Raw genomic sequence first — 14,859 nt, forward strand, 5'->3', positions numbered from 1 at the left:
GAAGTCAGTGTCCTGCACCGAGATCACGTGACACGGCATGCGCGGCGTCGAGCACCTGGCCGACCAGCGCGGGCCGATGCCGCAATTGCGTGTCGCAGAGCCGGTCGACAGGACCGCTGATGCCGATGGCGCCGACCACGAGTCCGCCGTGGGCGCGGATCGGCGCCGCGATACCCGCTTCGCCGGGCCTGAATTCCTCGGTGTCACCGGCCCATCCGGCCTGGCGAACCCCGGCCAATGCCCGGGTGAGCGCGACGCGGTCGACAATGGTCCTGCGGGTGAGCGACGGCAAGTCGTGGCTGCGTACCGCCGCTGCCAGGTCCGTGTCGTAGGCCAGCAGCACCTTGCCGAGCGCGGTCGCGTGCGGCGGCAGCAGTTCTCCGACCTCGAGCGCCTGTTCGGTGTAGTCGGGGCGGAAGACGTGATGGACCACCACCACCTTCCCCTCGGCCGGGGTGCCGATCCGCACCGACTCCCCGGTACGCGCGGCAAGCCCGTCGGCCCAGTTGATCGCCCGTGACCGCAGTTCGTTGGCGTCGAGATAGCTGGTGCCGAGATGAAGGAACGCCGCGCCGAGTCGATATCGACCGCTGGCCGCGTCCTGTTCGACGAACCCGACACCCTGCAGAGTGCGCAGGATGCCGTGCACGGTGGGTTTGGCAAGACCGAGCGCGCCCGCGATGTCGCCGACGCCGAGGCGGCCCGAACCGCGAGCGAGCAGCCGCAGCACGGCCGCCGCTCGCTCGATCGATTGGATCGGGCCGGGCATAACCGGAAACTTAATCCGAACCCCGGGATTCGACAATGTCGAACGCGCAGTAATCGCGAAGCAACACTGCCGCCACCCGATGTGACCTGCGCCATAGCGACCTCCTCGACGGCCGAACAGTAGCCGCACCGGCGCGTCACCGACACCTCGATCGTTCAGCATTGTCGAACGCGAGGTATGTCCGCTTACGAAATCCCTCCGTAACGTCGAATCGACGGTCGCGGCTGCGACCAGCACGGCGAACGGAGGCTCAATGATGAACTTCGGCTCGATCTTTATGAGTGAAGCACTCGGCACAGGAATGCTGGTGTTGCTCGGAGTCGGTGTGGTCGCGAATGTGTTGCTGACGAAATCCAAAGGATTCGACAGCGGCTGGCTACTGATCAATATGGGATGGGGACTCGGCGTCATGGCCGGGGTGTACGTCGCCTACAAAACGGGCGGCCACCTCAACCCCGCGGTCACGATCGGCATCCTGTTCAGCGGCGCCGCCGAGTACGCGCCCGGCATCGAAGCCTCGATCCCGAACACCCTCGCCTACCTCAGCGCGCAACTATTCGGCGCGTTCGTCGGAGCCAATCTCGCCTATCTGGCATACAAACGGCACTTCGACGCCGAGACCGACGAAGCGAAGAAGCTCGGAGTTTTCGCCACCGGACCCGCGATCCGCGCCTACCGGTGGAACCTCGCCACCGAAGTGATCGGCACCTTCGTTCTCGTCCTCACCATCCTCGCCTTCGGCCACACCCCGACCGGATTGGGCCCGGTCGCCGCGGCACTGCTGGTCGTCGGCATCGGCGCCTCACTCGGCGGCCCGACCGGTTACGCCATCAACCCGGCCCGTGACCTCGGCCCCCGCATCGCCCACGCACTCCTCCCCCTCAGCACAACCGCACCCGCGCAACCCGCTCGGGTCCCGGCCGGTGTCGGCGCGGGCTACCGCCCGTCGTCCGGGACCGACGAACATTTCGAGTCCGAACACTCCACCGAGCCCCGCCGCAAGAACTCCGACTGGGCCTACGCGTGGGTGCCGGTGCTCGGACCACTGGCAGGTGGCGCACTCGCCGGCCTCGCCGCCCAATTCCTGTTCTGAAACGCCCCTCCCCCAGCAGTTTTCCCGAAAGGACAGCCATGAGCGAGCGAATGATCGACTCAGCGCCCATGGGTATGACGACGCCGAACGCCAGCGAGGCGCAGTCATGAGCGAGTACGTCGGCGCCATCGATCAGGGCACCACGAGCACCCGCTTCATGGTGTTCGACCACAGCGGCAACGAGGTCGCCCGCCACCAGCTCGAACACGAGCAGATCCTGCCGCAGCCAGGCTGGGTGGAACACAATCCGACCGAGATCTGGGAACGCACCAGGGCCGTCATTCAGAGCACCCTCACCAAGGCCGATCTCACTGCCGCGGACTTCGCCGCCGTGGGCGTCACCAACCAGCGCGAAACCACCGTGGTGTGGAATCGCAGGACCGGTCGCCCGTACTGCAACGCCATCGTCTGGCAGGACACCCGCACCGACCGCATCGCCGCCGAGCTGGAACGCGCGGGCCACGGCGAAGTCATCCGCCGCAAGGCCGGTCTGCCGCCCGCCACGTACTTCTCCGGCGGGAAGCTGCGCTGGATCCTGGACAACGTCCCCGGCGTCGCGGCCGACGCCGAACGGGGCGAGGCCATCTTCGGCACCACCGACACCTGGCTGCTGTGGAACCTCACCGGCGGCATCGACGGCGGCGTGCACGTCACCGATCCGACCAACGCCAGCCGCACCATGCTGATGAGCCTGGAAACCCTGGACTGGGACGACGAGCTGTTGTCTCTCTTCGGAATTCCACGTGTGATGCTGCCCGCCATCGCGCCCTCGTCCAACCCCGAGTTGTTCGGCACCACGCGCACCGACGGTCCGTTCGGCGGCGCGGTGGCGCTGGCGGGCGTGCTCGGCGACCAGCAGGCAGCCACCGTCGGCCAGGTGTGTTTCCGCCCCGGCGAGGCCAAGAACACCTACGGCACCGGAAATTTCCTGCTGCTCAACACCGGTCACGAAATCGTGCGCTCCCAGCACGGGCTGCTCACCACCGTCGCCTACCAGTTCGGCGACGAGAAGCCGGTGTACGCGCTGGAGGGTTCGATCGCGGTGACCGGCTCGGCCGTGCAGTGGCTGCGCGACCAGCTCGGCATCATTTCCGGTGCGGCACAAAGCGAATCGCTGGCACGGCAGGCAGAGGACAACGGCGGAGTGTACTTCGTGCCCGCGTTCTCCGGACTGTTCGCACCCTACTGGCGATCCGACGCGCGCGGCGCGATCGTCGGGCTGTCCCGCTACAGCACCAACGCCCATCTGGCGCGGGCAACCCTCGAATCCATCTGCTATCAGACCCGCGACGTCGTCGAGGCCATGGAGGCCGACTCCGGGGTGCGCCTGGACGTGTTACGCGTCGACGGCGGCGTCACCGCCAACGAACTCTGCATGCAGTTGCAGGCCGATTTCCTCGGCGTTGCGGTGTCGAAGCCCGTGGTCGCGGAGACGACCGCGCTCGGCGCCGCCTACGCCGCGGGCCTGGCCGTCGGATTCTGGAGCGGCACAGACGAACTCGTGCAGAACTGGCACGAGGACAAGCGCTGGAACCCCACCTGGACCCACGAGCAGCGCGAGCGCGGCTACGCCCGCTGGAAAAAGGCCGTCTCGCGCACCCTCGACTGGATCGACGTCGAGGACTGAAACGCCTCGACAACCCGTTGTCGACTACTGAATACCACTGATACAAGGAGAACGCTGTGTCCGCTCGTTTGGACCCCGCCTATCGCGCTGCCGCGCTGAAGTCATTGGGCGACAATGAAATCGATGTCCTGGTCATCGGTGGTGGCGTCGTCGGCGCCGGCGCCGCTCTCGACGCCGCCGCACGCGGCCTTTCGGTAACCCTGGTCGAGGCACGGGACTTCGCGGCGGGCACGTCGAGCCGTTCGAGCAAACTCATCCACGGTGGGCTGCGTTACCTCGAGCAGCTCGACTTCGCGCTGGTGCGCGAGGCATTGAAGGAACGTAGCCTGCTGCTGCGCAAGCTGGCGCCGCACCTGGTCCGCCCGGTGTCGTTCCTGCTCCCACTGCAGCATCGAGTGTGGGAGCGCGCCTATATCGGTGCGGGCGTCGCACTGTACGACACGATGGGTGGCGCACGGGCGCTGCCGATGCACCGGCATCTGTCCCGCACGCGGGCACTGGAATTGGCGCCCGCGCTGCGCGCCGACGCGCTGACCGGCGCCATCCGCTACTTCGACGCACAGGTCGATGATGCGCGGCACACCATGACGATCGCTCGCACCGCCGCCCAGCACGGCGCCACCGTACTGACCCGCACGAAGGTGACCGGCCTGCTGCGCGACGGCGCCCGTGTCATCGGCGCGCATGTCACCGATCTCGAATCCGGCCGCGAATACACCGTGCGTGCCCGCCGCGTGATCAGCGCGACCGGCGTGTGGACCGACGAGATGAACCAGATGACGGGCGTCGAATTCCCGTTCCGCGTCCGCACTTCCAAGGGCGTGCACATCCTGGTTCCACGCGAACGCCTCGATCTGGACACCGGCCTGATCATGCGCACCGAGAAGAGCGTGCTGTTCGTGATCCCGTGGGACAACCACTGGATCATCGGCACCACCGACACCGACTGGTCGTTGGACAAGGACCATCCCGCTGCCAGCAACGCCGATGTCCAGTATCTGCTCGACCATGTCAATGCGGTGCTGCGCGAGCCGCTGACCCGCGACGACATCGTCGGCACCTACGCCGGTCTGCGTCCGCTGCTGTCGGGCGCCTCCAGCGACACCGCCACGTTGTCGCGGGAACACGCTGTCGCCGAACCGGTTCCGGGCCTGCTCGTGATCGCGGGCGGTAAGTACACCACCTACCGGGTGATGGCCGCCGATGTCGTCGACGCCGCGGTCAAGGGCCTCGGTCGCGCCGCGGCACCGTCGGTGACCGAGCACCTGCCGCTGCTGGGGGCGGTCGGCTACCAGGAACTGGCCGCCGACGTGGCCAGCGTCGCCCAGCGGGCCGGACTGTCCGTGGCGACCGTCGAACGACTGCTCGGCCGCTACGGCTCCGCCGTCGCCGACCTGTTCGACCTGATCACCGCGGATTCCACACTCGGCAAGTCGATCCCGGGCGCCGACGAATACCTCGCCGCCGAGGTCGTCTACGCCGTAACCCACGAGGGTGCGCTGCATCTCGACGACGTTCTCACCCGCCGCACCCGCATCTCCATCGAATCCCCCGACCGCGGCCTGGCCGCGGCACCCGAGATCGCCTGGCTGATCGGACCCCACCTCGGCTGGGATGCCTCCGACACCGACCGCGAGGTGGCCCGCTACCGCGACCGCGTCCAGGCCGAACTCGCGGCCAACCAAGCCGCCGATGACGAGAGCGCGAACGCGGCCCGCCTGGTCGCCTGCGCCTGACCGATCGCGCGCGATCTCCACTCGAATACAGCAGGCCTCCGATCCCCTGATCGGAGGCCTGCTGTATTCGCTGCCGCCGCAACACCCGAGCCCGCGAAACCCATCGCAGCACTGCCCCTCGGCACATTGGCAGCTGCCGATTTCCGTATGACGCCCTCATCCCGAATCACGCAGGCCGCGAGCCGTAAGGCCTTGCGCGCCAATCCGACTCGACCATCCACGTCGGCGCGACTGCGGCAGATGTGTCTGGTACGGTCACCGCTATGTACCGTGCACACTCTCGTCTCGTGGTCGCCCTGTGTGCGGTCGCTGCCGCCGTCACCGTCACCGCCGGGTGTTCCGCGGAGTCGGAGAAACGTACCGACACCGCTCCCGTCACGCCGGTGTCCGCGCATCACGACAACGGGTGCCCGACACCCCCGTTGGGCTCGGACGGCAAGCCACTGCCGCCACCGTTGGGGTCCGACGGAAAGCCGCTGCCACCCCCGGTCGGTGCCGACGGCAAGCCCTGCCCGCCTCCGATGGGGCCCGACGGAAAGCCGCTGCCCCCGCCGCCCGGTCATCCCGCGCACCCCTGACAGCGCTTTCCCGTCTGAACGGGAGTCCCTTGTAGGGCGGACTCCCGACCAACGCGCACTGTCACCGGGCGCACCCCACCGACCCGACCCGGTCCGGGCAGGGCTGCGCTGGCGCGTGCGGGACCTACGTCATGAAGGCTCGGGCCGAGGCGGCCAAGCAGACGCGGGTCCATAGCGGCCGCGCTGACCCCCGTGGCCGTCAGAGCCGGTGCACTTCCGCATCCGGGTGTACCCAGCGCCAGTTGACCGGTGTCCACTGCTTCTTCAGGGCGGTGCGCTCCTTGGCATACCTACTCAGGGCAGCTTCCGCAGCGGCCCCCAGATCACCGAGGTCGTCAGGCGTGGGCATACGCAGGATCAGGTGCTGCTTGTTGTGTACGAGAAGCAGTTCCTGGCCCCGAGCTCGAAGCCCCCCGCCGTCCGCCAGCCCGATGATGTTGGGGTTCCGGTAGCAACCGCCGAATTTCGGGCGGATATGGCATAGCCGCTGGTCAGGTCACCGGCGGCGATCTGCTCCGGGACCGATGAGACTTGTGAGGTCGCGGGCGGTGGCGGCGTCGAGCAGGTCGCGGGCCTGGTCGTAGGACAACCTGGCCAGCCCGGTGTCGGGGCACACGTCGCGGTCGGCGAGGTACTTGCCGGGCCCGGGCCGCCGGTGGGTGACGAACAGCGGGCCGCAGGTGCGATCCTTGATCAGCCGGGGCAGCAGCCGGGCGGTGCCGGCATCCCAGTACACCGTCTCCAGAACGTGCTCAGCGTGGCCGGCACCACGGCGGCGGGTGCGCGGCTTGGCGCCCTTCGACTTCACGGCGCACGAGCGGGCGGCCAGGTCGAGGTCTTCGATGTTGACCTGCAGCAGTTCCTCTGCGCGGGCGCAGGTTTCGTACAGCATCCGCCACAGCGTCTTCTCCCGCACGTGGATGTCGCGGCGGGAGATCAGCCGGTCGATCGCGGTGCGGGCCCCCGGACCGGGGTGTCGGAGTCCGGCGGGGTGGACCGGCCGGCCGACGCTGGGACGGCTGGTGCGTCCCAGCCTTGTTCGCGGCACCAGGTCAGCCATTTGCCGACCGCTGCCCGGCGTGCGTTCCAGGTATTCACCGCCGCCTCGCCCCACAGGGCTTCCAGCGCGGCGCCGATCTCGGTGTCGGTGACGGCCGCCAGTGGCCGGCTGTCGGCGAGCAGTCCGTCCGGGCCGCGGCCGTCGAGCCGGTCGGCGGTCTTCACGATCGCGATGGTGTAGGCGCGGCGGGTGTTCGGTGAGCCGATGGTGTCCAGGAACGCTTGCGCGGCCGCCCGCACCGTGCGGGGCGGTACCGCCAGGATCCGGGTCACCGTGCCCGCCATCGCCACCGCCTTCTGTGCTTGCCCCGGATAACGGGGCCGCTTCGCGCACCGCTGCGGCGGGATCGCCGCAGGCCGGTTCCGATACTCCCCCGGATAGCAGCCCATTATCCCGGGTAACTCACAGCTGGTCGCATGGGCCTGTGCTTCGCCCCGAACGCGCCCACGGTGGTGAGTCGTCGACGTTCATCAGTGACCTCGGTGGCCGACCGGCCGTGTCTCCTCGGCCCAGCTCGCGAGTAGCCGCAGCGCGGTGTGCGAGGGTGATCCTTGTTCGACCGTGTGCGCGATGAGTGCTTGGTCCGGATCGTCGGGAAGGCGCAGGGTTTCGAAGCCGAGGTCCACTTCGCCAACTACCGGATGCCGGTAGATATACCGCCCGTGGGTTTTGTCCTGGAGGCGGTGCTCAGCCCAAGCCGTCCGGAATGCAGCGCTGTGCGCCGAGAGTTCGTCGAGCAACGCTGTCGTGGCCGGGTCGTCCGGGTGGCGTCCGGCGTCGAGGCGGAGGTACGCGGCCACATCACGGGCCTTCTGCGGCCAGTCGGCGTAGAGGCTGCGCATGCCTTCGTCGAGGAAGACCAGGCGGGCCAGGTTCCGCTGCGCGGGTGGTAGAGCGCCGAAGTCGGTGATCAGTGCGGCGGCGAGGCGATTCCAGGCCAGGACATCGGTGTTGCGGCCGACGATGTAGGCGGGCACGTCGCCGACCGAATCCAGCAGCCGCTGCAAACCCGCCCTGACCTGCTGCGGCGCCTCCGAACGGTCGCTATCGGGCCAGGGCCGCGCGAGCCGGTAGAAGTGTTGCCGTTCGACATCGTCGAGGCGCAGCGCGCGGGCGACCGCGTCCAGCACGGCTTCGGAGAAGTGCAGGGTGCGGCCCTGTTCCAGCCGAACGTAGTGATCGACGCTGACGCCGGCGAGCTGGGCGAGTTCCTCGCGGCGTAACCCGGGAACGCGGCGCCGACCGCCGTAGCTCGGCAGGCCGAGTTCCTCGGGACGCAAGCGGGCCCGCCGAGACCGCAGGAATTCGCCGAGCTCTGCCCGCCTGTCCAGTGCCATACGGCCACTATGCCAGCCCCTTCGGAGGCGAGGCAGGTCACGCGGTGCCCAGGCTCGAGCTGGCACTGGGTACCTCGCGGCACGGCGACCAGGGTGGGAGACACCGCAAACACCACCATCGAAGAAATGAGTACTGCGCGATGACGAACCTGACCACTACACCGCTCGGCACCACCGGCATGGACATCACCCGACTCGGCTTCGGTTCGTGGGCCGTGTCCGGCGCGGGGTGGACATTCAGCTGGGGGGCAACCGACGATACCGAGTCGATCACCGCGATCCGCCACGCACTCGACGCAGGCGTCAACTGGATCGACACCGCCGCGGTGTACGGGCTGGGCCATTCCGAAGAATTGGTCGGCAAGGCCATCGCCGACCTGCCCGAAGCCGACCGCCCATACATTTTCACCAAGGTCGGCCTGGTCTGGGACCCGGCGAACCGGTCGGCCGCGCCACGGCGGATCATGAAACCGGCCAGCGTGCGCCGCGAAATCGAGGACTCCTTGCGGCGGCTGCGGGTCGACCACATCGACCTGTACCAGGTGCACTATCCCGATACCGGCGAATCCTTGGAGTACGCCGGTGGCGGGTTCGGTGCGGTGTCGCCCAACGCCACCCCGTTGCAGGAGTACTGGCAGGTCATGGCGGACTTGAAGGCCGAGGGCAAGGTCCGTGCCATCGGATTGTCCAACCACACCCCTGATCTCCTCGAGGCCGCCGAGCAAATCGCTCACGTCGACGTCATCCAGCCGCCGTTCTCGGCGATCAACCGGTCGGCCGCGGCGGAGATCGCCTGGGCCCACGCACACGGAACCGGCGTGATCGTCTACTCACCACTGCAATCGGGCCTGCTCACCGGTGCGTTTTCCGCCGAGCGCGTGGCCGGCCTGCCTGCCGAGGATTGGCGGACCGCCCACCACGACTTCACCACCGGCCTGACCGCCAACCTCCGGTTGGCAGAGGCGTTGCGGCCTATCGCAGCACGGCACGACGCCACCGTCGCCGAGGTGGCCATCGCCTGGGTGCTGGCCTGGCCCGGCATCACCGGCGCCATCGTCGGCGCGCGCAAGACCGCCCAGGTGGACGGCTGGATCGGCGCGGACTCGGTGGTACTGACACCGGACGACCTGGCCGAAATCGCCACCGCGATCACTGCTTCCGGAGCGGGCACCGGTCCCGCCCGGTCCTGACAACCCGCACCACACAGGAGACGACGATGTCACTGACTGTTGTTGCCGAGTGCCTGGCCGCATCTGGACAGGAGGACCGGCTTCGCACCGCGTTGGAGGCGATGATCGAGCCTTCGCTGGAAGAACCCGGCTGCCTGTCCTACCGCCCCTACACCGACCCGAACCAACTGGGCCGGATGGTGATCGTCGAGGAGTGGACCGATGCGCAGGCCCTGGCCGAGCACTTCACCACCGCACACTTCCAGCACGTCAAGCAGGTCCTCGACTTCGTCCTTGCCGAGCCGATGATCATCCGCAAACTGGTCGCCGCCTGAACTGCTATCTCGCCACACCGGCCCGGTGTGGCGAGATAGCAGGGCGAGGGCTGGCGGTCTTCGACGAAGCAGCCGTAGAGGCTGCCGTTCTCGCCGGAGCCGCAGGGGTGATGCCCCCGGCGGCTCCGGCGGCCAGGAACCGGCGCCGCTCGGCGGGCACCACCGACATATCCAGGCTGTCCGCGCCCAGGCCGCGCAGGAACGCCAGCTTGTCGACCTCGGCGCGCACCGCGGCCGCCGACGCTTCCACCGGCCCGGTCGAGAGCCACCGCAACCGCGAGATCCCCAGCGATGCATCGGTGACCAGCAACGCGTCCAGCTCCGCGCAGCGGGCCGGGGTGAACTCGTGGGCCAGGCGGTCGTAGGTCTCGCGCTGGGCCTGCTCGCGAGCGTGGGCGATGCGTTCGACCATGGTCACCGGGCCGGGCCGGATCACCCGCGCCGAGATCAGATACTCACATCCCAGCCGGAACAGCAGGATCGGAGAATCGTGTTCCATCGCCCGCGCGAGCAGGAACTCGTCGAGTTCCTTGAACTCCATCGTCCCCGCCGGGCGCCAGCCCAGGTACTGGGCGACCAGGCGCAGATGGTCGGTGCGAGTCTGGGCGCGCCCGCCGTAGGAACGGATGTGGGTGCCGTCGATCTTCAGCTGCTCGGCCAGCCGCGCCACCGCGACCGGCGGGGCGGTCACCACGCGATCGGGCACGAACCCCAGCCACGGCTGCGTGCACAGCGCGATCGCGATGCCCAGCCGATCGGCCGGGCCGCGGCCGCGCCCGGGATCGATGAACGCGGCATCGGCCGGGGACAGCGTGAAGAACCGGAACAGCTCCTCGCGGCTGATCTCCGGGAACTCCCGCAGCCGCGCCAACTCCTCATTCGCGAACACCCGCGTTGCCACGAATCTGACCTCCGGCACCAACCAATAACGTTGGGAGCCAAGCCAACCAGCAACCGGCCATCACCGCAGGCCGAACCCGCGATTCAGCCTCGGCTCGCCGCGGCTACGCCATATCCGTTGGTTTTTCTGCGGTTACTACCGGAACCCCATGTTGGCGAGGCCGTGGCCATACCCGTGGGTCCCGTACTCGCCGGTCACACACAGCAGACGGCCCGACGGCGTGGCACTCGACCTCGCCGATCGAGCTAGATCTGGGGCGAACGCAACACCAGAACGGTGATCTCGCTGGGTGCGAAGACTCGTAGCTGCGGTCCCCAGAACCCGGTGCCCCGGCTGGTGTAGAGCTGGGTGTCGGCGCCGTGGCGGCTCAGGCCCGCGACGACGGGCTGCTCGAGGCGAACGAGGTAGTGGAACGGCCAGATCTGGCCGCCATGGGTGTGCCCGGAGATCTGTAGTGCGACACCCGCGGCAGCGGCATCGACGACCTGCCGGGGTTGATGGGCGAGCAACACGATCGGCACATCCGGTTCCACGCCGGCGAGTGCGGCGGAAAGATTCGGGCCGTGGCCTTCCAACCCGACGCCGGTGGGATCATCGATGCCCGCCATCACCAGCCGGTCACCGCCCCGGCCGACGATCTCGTGCTGGTTGTGCAGCGGCTGCCAGCCGATCGAGGCCATGTGCTCGATCCAGCCGGGCGCGTCGCCGAAATACTCGTGGTTGCCGGTGATGTAGAACTTGCCGAGTTCGGCCTCGACCTTGCCGAGCGGATCCACTTGGGCGCGCCGCTTCACGACCGATCCGTCCGCGAGATCACCTGCGTGGCAAGCGATATCGGGCCGTTGCGCATTGACGACCTCGACGACCCGCTCCGACCAGCGCAACCGGTCGAGCGCTGCGAAATGGGTATCGGTGATGACCACCATGCGCAGCCCGTCGAGCCCGCGTCCGAGCCCGGGGATCGACACATCGAGCGTCCTGACCCTCGGTACCCGCCGTGCCTCGATGATCCCCCACACCGTCAACGCGGCCGCCACCGCGAGCACACCCACCGCGACGATCCGCGACCGCGCCGGATCATCCACACCGGCGACAACCAACCCCAACCGGACCACGTTGCCGATCACCGACCAGCTGAACACCACCCACATCACACCGAGCAACGTGTCGCCCACGATGGATGCCGCGTCCGACTGTCTGGGCCCGTGCCCGAGGAACATCGCCGCGGGCAGGCAGAGGAACCCCAGCAGGAAAACCACCGACCCGAGCCAGAACAGTGGGCCTTCGCTCCCGGTCGGCGCCTCGACCACAGTCCACCAGGGCAGCAGGAACAGCACGGCGGGAATCGCCAGGAACAGAACAATACGCGGAACGTACTTCAACCGGATTCATCCTTGTTGGCGCAGGTGTAGCGCACGGTCCACTCCCGCCCGGCGCCATGGGCTCTATCGACGATAACAGCGTTAGCTCAACGTCAGCGGTGACTGCGCTCACCGCTGCCTGCACGGGGTGGTAGCTAGGGCTGGTAGGGCGGGGCGACGCCCCAGCCCCAATGCGGCATCGGAGCTTCCAGCGGCGGGTGGGCTTCGGGCTGTGAGTTGGTCTGCGCGATGCGGGTGCCCCACTCGATGTAGGAGGCGAAGGCGGCGCGGAATTCCGGGTCGTTGGGCAGACCCACCTCGTCGGCGGCGTCCATCAGCAGGTTCACCCAGCGACGGCGCTGCGGTTCGGTGATCGCTTTGCCGAGGTGCTGGCGCACCATGTGGTGGTAGCCGCCGCGTTCGGCGCTGTAGGTCTCGGGCCCGCCGAACACCTCGGCCAGCCACATCGCGACGTATTCGGGATGTCCTGGGTCCATGCCGCGGAACAGCGGGCCGACCACATCGTCCTTCAGGACCTCGCGGTAGAACGCGGTGGTCAACGCCCTGAAGGCTGGCATGCCGCCCGCCCATTCGAACAGGGTCGGCACGGCGGGGTCGCCGGCAGCAGGGTCCGTCACCGGCCCAACCCTACACAAACACCGGGGTGCTCCCCATGCGTGCGAAGGTCGCGTGTGAGGGCACGGCCGTGGCATTATCCGGGACTTCCCCTAGGGAGGCATCACTCCGGCGAGGGAGGCGAAATCCCTACTGGAGGTGATGATCTCGCCGGGTCGCGGCCCTAGCATGGCGGTGGTGACCGTTGCCGCTCGTGCCGTTCGCCGCCGCGCTCTGCGCGTTGCGGGGCTGTGTGCCCTGTTCCTGTCGGTCTGGATGGCACCCGCGTTCGCCGACTCGCCCGCCTCCGGCGTGGACGTCTCGGTCGCACAGAGCCTCGGAGATCGCGAACTCACCATCGTGCTGCGCCGGGTGACCAGCGTGCCCGGCCCGCTACGCGTGGACGTCGTCACCCACACCGGCACTGCCGCCGGGCAACTGACACTCGCTGCGACACCGACGGGGGCGATAGCGCACTCGGTGTCGCCCGCAGCGGGGATACCGGTGGCCGAGGCGGTTGTCGAACTGGGCAGCACACCCGGCATGTACTCGGCCACCCTGGCGATGGACCGGGCCGGACCTTGGGAACTGGCCATCGGCGACGGCGCTCGGGTGGCGCGGATCCCGCTTGTGGTGCCCAAGCAAGTCGCTTCGCCGCCGGAGCGGCTTGTCTTCGGCGGGTTCCTGGTGGCGGGGGTGCTGCTGCCCGTCTCGGTGCTCGTCGCGACCCGCGCCCGCCGTAGCGGGTGGGCGCTGCTTCCCGCCGCCGGGATGGTGGCAGGGGTGGCGGTGGCGGTGACCGCCGCGCTGTTGTCGGCGTCGTTTCCGCTGCCCCCGCAACCGGGTAGCCAGCTCGACCCGACCGTGGACAACCTCGACAATCCGTACGCCCTGAACCAGCCGTTGATTTCGGACTTCTCTCGTCCCCCTGCCCTGCTCACCATCGAGGGTGGCCCCATCACCGCCGGGCGGCCGGGCGATCTCGATCTGGTCGTGATCGATGCGGCCACCGGCGCGCCCGTCGATGACCTCCTCGTGCACGACAGTGCGCTGATGCATCTGCTGGTGGTCGGTCCGTCCGGTCGCCTGTCGCATCTGCACCCGATCCGGACCGGGCCCGGTCGCTATCAGGTTCATATGTCTTCACCCGAACCTGGGCGTCACGCCGTATCAGCAGAATTGGCGCGGCGCGGCGGCGGGGTCCAAATGGTGCGCGCGGCAACCAGTTTCACTGTCGTGCCGAACGCGGCGGGCGCTGCGCCGCCGAGCGTGCCGGTGTATCTGGGCAGTGGCGACACCGCCGCGTCGACTCTCGTCGACGCCGATCTCATCACCGTGCGGACAACTGCTGCGGTGGCCGGAGCGCCCACCACCATCACCGCGCAGGCCGGCGACAACGCCGACCTGCAACCGTGGCTCGGCATGGTCGGGCACATGATCATGGCTGGTCCGGTGCCCGACGGCGACAGCACTGATATTGCTGCGGCCGTACAGAATTCGCCCATCTGGGGGCATGCCCACTCGATGGGCTCGACATCGATGCAGGGCATGTCGGACATGCCAGGGATGAACATGCCGGACATGCCGGGAATGAGCGGGACGACCGCCGCCGCGGGCCGCGGAACCATGCTCATGCCGCCCGTCAACGGCGACAGCGCCCCCGACGAGACCGTCGCCGCCTATGGGCCCGATGTTCCTTTCACCTACACCTTCCCTGCCGCAGGCCGATATCGGCTGTGGATTCAGGTCGAACGGCACTACACCGTGCTCACTGTTCCGGTCGTGCTCGATGTCGCGGCGGCCCCGGCGCCGGGAGCGCACCGATGAGCGCCACCACGCAGGCAACGGATGCGGGCCCACGGTCGCGCCGGGTGCTCGTCGCCGGGGCCGTCGTGATCGCCGTCGTGATCGCCGCGCTCGGGTGGCTGGTGTGGCCGAGCGCGCCCGAACCGATGGTGCTGAATACCGGTACACCCCACCACCTGGTCACCCTCACCATCGACAACGTTCGCCTCGGCAACACCGATATCGACGTCACCGTCACCGACCGCGCCGGCGCCCCGATAGACCATGCCGCAGTGCGGATTCAGGCGAACCAGCTGCTCATGGGCCATGCCGGACAACCTGTCGCGGCGGCACCATCAGGTCCCGGGCGCTTCCACGCCTTTGCGGTGCCGTTGATGATGACCGGCCCATGGGACCTTCGACTGACCATCGATACCCACCACGGTGTCGACCAACTCACGCTGCCGCTCTGGGTCGGTGGCTGACATCGAGC

General features: G+C 68.4%; 15 protein-coding genes and 1 pseudogene. 8 read left to right on the plus strand and 8 right to left on the minus strand.

The window, feature by feature from the left end; translation table 11 throughout:
* Positions 1-4 precede the first annotated feature (4 nt).
* Positions 5-769, minus strand: coding sequence for an IclR family transcriptional regulator (locus ACFQZZ_RS01825; protein ID WP_378672838.1), 765 nt, complete (start codon positions 767-769; stop codon positions 5-7).
* A gap of 277 nt (positions 770-1,046) precedes the next feature.
* Between ACFQZZ_RS01825 and ACFQZZ_RS01830 the strand changes: the two genes are divergently transcribed.
* The 4 genes from ACFQZZ_RS01830 to ACFQZZ_RS01845 all read left to right on the plus strand — a co-directional run bounded on the left by ACFQZZ_RS01830 (position 1,047) and on the right by ACFQZZ_RS01845 (position 5,803).
* Positions 1,047-1,862 carry an MIP/aquaporin family protein gene (locus ACFQZZ_RS01830; RefSeq protein WP_378672841.1) on the plus strand — a complete coding sequence of 272 codons (816 nt, stop codon included), beginning with the start codon at positions 1,047-1,049 and terminating at the stop codon, positions 1,860-1,862.
* Between the two features lie 106 nt (positions 1,863-1,968).
* On the plus strand, positions 1,969-3,489 hold the full coding sequence (gene glpK / locus ACFQZZ_RS01835) for a glycerol kinase GlpK (RefSeq protein WP_378672844.1): 1,521 nt from the start codon (positions 1,969-1,971) through the stop codon (positions 3,487-3,489).
* 56 nt (positions 3,490-3,545) lie between these two features.
* A complete protein-coding gene (gene glpD, locus ACFQZZ_RS01840; RefSeq protein WP_378672847.1) occupies positions 3,546-5,225 on the plus strand; it encodes a glycerol-3-phosphate dehydrogenase in 1,680 nt (559 codons plus the stop codon).
* Positions 5,226-5,488: 263 nt separating this feature from the next.
* Positions 5,489-5,803 (plus strand): hypothetical protein, encoded by a 315-nt coding sequence (locus ACFQZZ_RS01845; RefSeq protein WP_378672850.1) that lies wholly within the window; start codon positions 5,489-5,491, stop codon positions 5,801-5,803.
* A gap of 199 nt (positions 5,804-6,002) precedes the next feature.
* On the opposite strand, the gene ACFQZZ_RS01850 is transcribed toward ACFQZZ_RS01845, so the two are convergent.
* From ACFQZZ_RS01850 to ACFQZZ_RS01865, 4 genes are all read right to left on the minus strand, one after another.
* Positions 6,003-6,152 carry a hypothetical protein gene (locus tag ACFQZZ_RS01850; RefSeq protein ID WP_378672853.1) on the minus strand — a complete coding sequence of 50 codons (150 nt, stop codon included), beginning with the start codon at positions 6,150-6,152 and terminating at the stop codon, positions 6,003-6,005.
* Positions 6,153-6,299: 147 nt separating this feature from the next.
* Positions 6,300-6,695, minus strand: coding sequence for a hypothetical protein (locus ACFQZZ_RS01855; protein ID WP_378672855.1), 396 nt, complete (start codon positions 6,693-6,695; stop codon positions 6,300-6,302).
* Between the two features lie 44 nt (positions 6,696-6,739).
* Complete coding sequence (locus tag ACFQZZ_RS01860) at positions 6,740-7,147, minus strand: hypothetical protein (RefSeq protein WP_378672858.1); 408 nt, start codon at positions 7,145-7,147, stop codon at positions 6,740-6,742.
* A gap of 186 nt (positions 7,148-7,333) precedes the next feature.
* The gene (locus tag ACFQZZ_RS01865; RefSeq protein WP_378672860.1) at positions 7,334-8,200 is read right to left on the minus strand and encodes a helix-turn-helix transcriptional regulator; all 867 of its coding nucleotides are present in this window, start codon (positions 8,198-8,200) and stop codon (positions 7,334-7,336) included.
* Positions 8,201-8,340: 140 nt separating this feature from the next.
* Between ACFQZZ_RS01865 and ACFQZZ_RS01870 the strand changes: the two genes are divergently transcribed.
* Complete coding sequence (locus tag ACFQZZ_RS01870) at positions 8,341-9,390, plus strand: aldo/keto reductase (RefSeq protein ID WP_378672863.1); 1,050 nt, start codon at positions 8,341-8,343, stop codon at positions 9,388-9,390.
* Positions 9,391-9,416: 26 nt separating this feature from the next.
* Complete coding sequence (locus ACFQZZ_RS01875) at positions 9,417-9,704, plus strand: putative quinol monooxygenase (RefSeq protein WP_378672865.1); 288 nt, start codon at positions 9,417-9,419, stop codon at positions 9,702-9,704.
* Between the two features lie 130 nt (positions 9,705-9,834).
* Here ACFQZZ_RS01875 and ACFQZZ_RS01880 read toward each other — a convergent pair.
* The 3 genes and pseudogenes from ACFQZZ_RS01880 to ACFQZZ_RS01890 form a co-directional block, all read right to left on the minus strand.
* Positions 9,835-10,605 (minus strand): annotated as a pseudogene (locus tag ACFQZZ_RS01880) (DUF4158 domain-containing protein); the annotation flags it as partial.
* A gap of 245 nt (positions 10,606-10,850) precedes the next feature.
* Positions 10,851-11,987 (minus strand): metallophosphoesterase, encoded by a 1,137-nt coding sequence (locus ACFQZZ_RS01885; RefSeq protein WP_378672868.1) that lies wholly within the window; start codon positions 11,985-11,987, stop codon positions 10,851-10,853.
* Between the two features lie 134 nt (positions 11,988-12,121).
* Positions 12,122-12,604, minus strand: coding sequence for a group II truncated hemoglobin (locus ACFQZZ_RS01890; RefSeq protein WP_378672871.1), 483 nt, complete (start codon positions 12,602-12,604; stop codon positions 12,122-12,124).
* Between the two features lie 166 nt (positions 12,605-12,770).
* On the opposite strand from ACFQZZ_RS01890, the gene ACFQZZ_RS01895 reads away from it, so the two are divergent.
* Together ACFQZZ_RS01895 and ACFQZZ_RS01900 are read left to right on the plus strand one after the other, a co-directional pair.
* The gene (locus ACFQZZ_RS01895) at positions 12,771-14,408 is read left to right on the plus strand and encodes a hypothetical protein (protein WP_378672874.1); all 1,638 of its coding nucleotides are present in this window, start codon (positions 12,771-12,773) and stop codon (positions 14,406-14,408) included.
* Positions 14,405-14,851 carry a FixH family protein gene (locus tag ACFQZZ_RS01900; protein ID WP_378672877.1) on the plus strand — a complete coding sequence of 149 codons (447 nt, stop codon included), beginning with the start codon at positions 14,405-14,407 and terminating at the stop codon, positions 14,849-14,851. The genes ACFQZZ_RS01895 and ACFQZZ_RS01900 overlap by 4 nt, the downstream gene beginning before the upstream one ends.
* The last annotated feature ends 8 nt before the right edge of the window (positions 14,852-14,859 follow it).

It is taken from the genome of Nocardia sp. GCM10030253, assembly GCF_042675075.1.
Taxonomy (GTDB): domain Bacteria; phylum Actinomycetota; class Actinomycetes; order Mycobacteriales; family Mycobacteriaceae; genus Nocardia.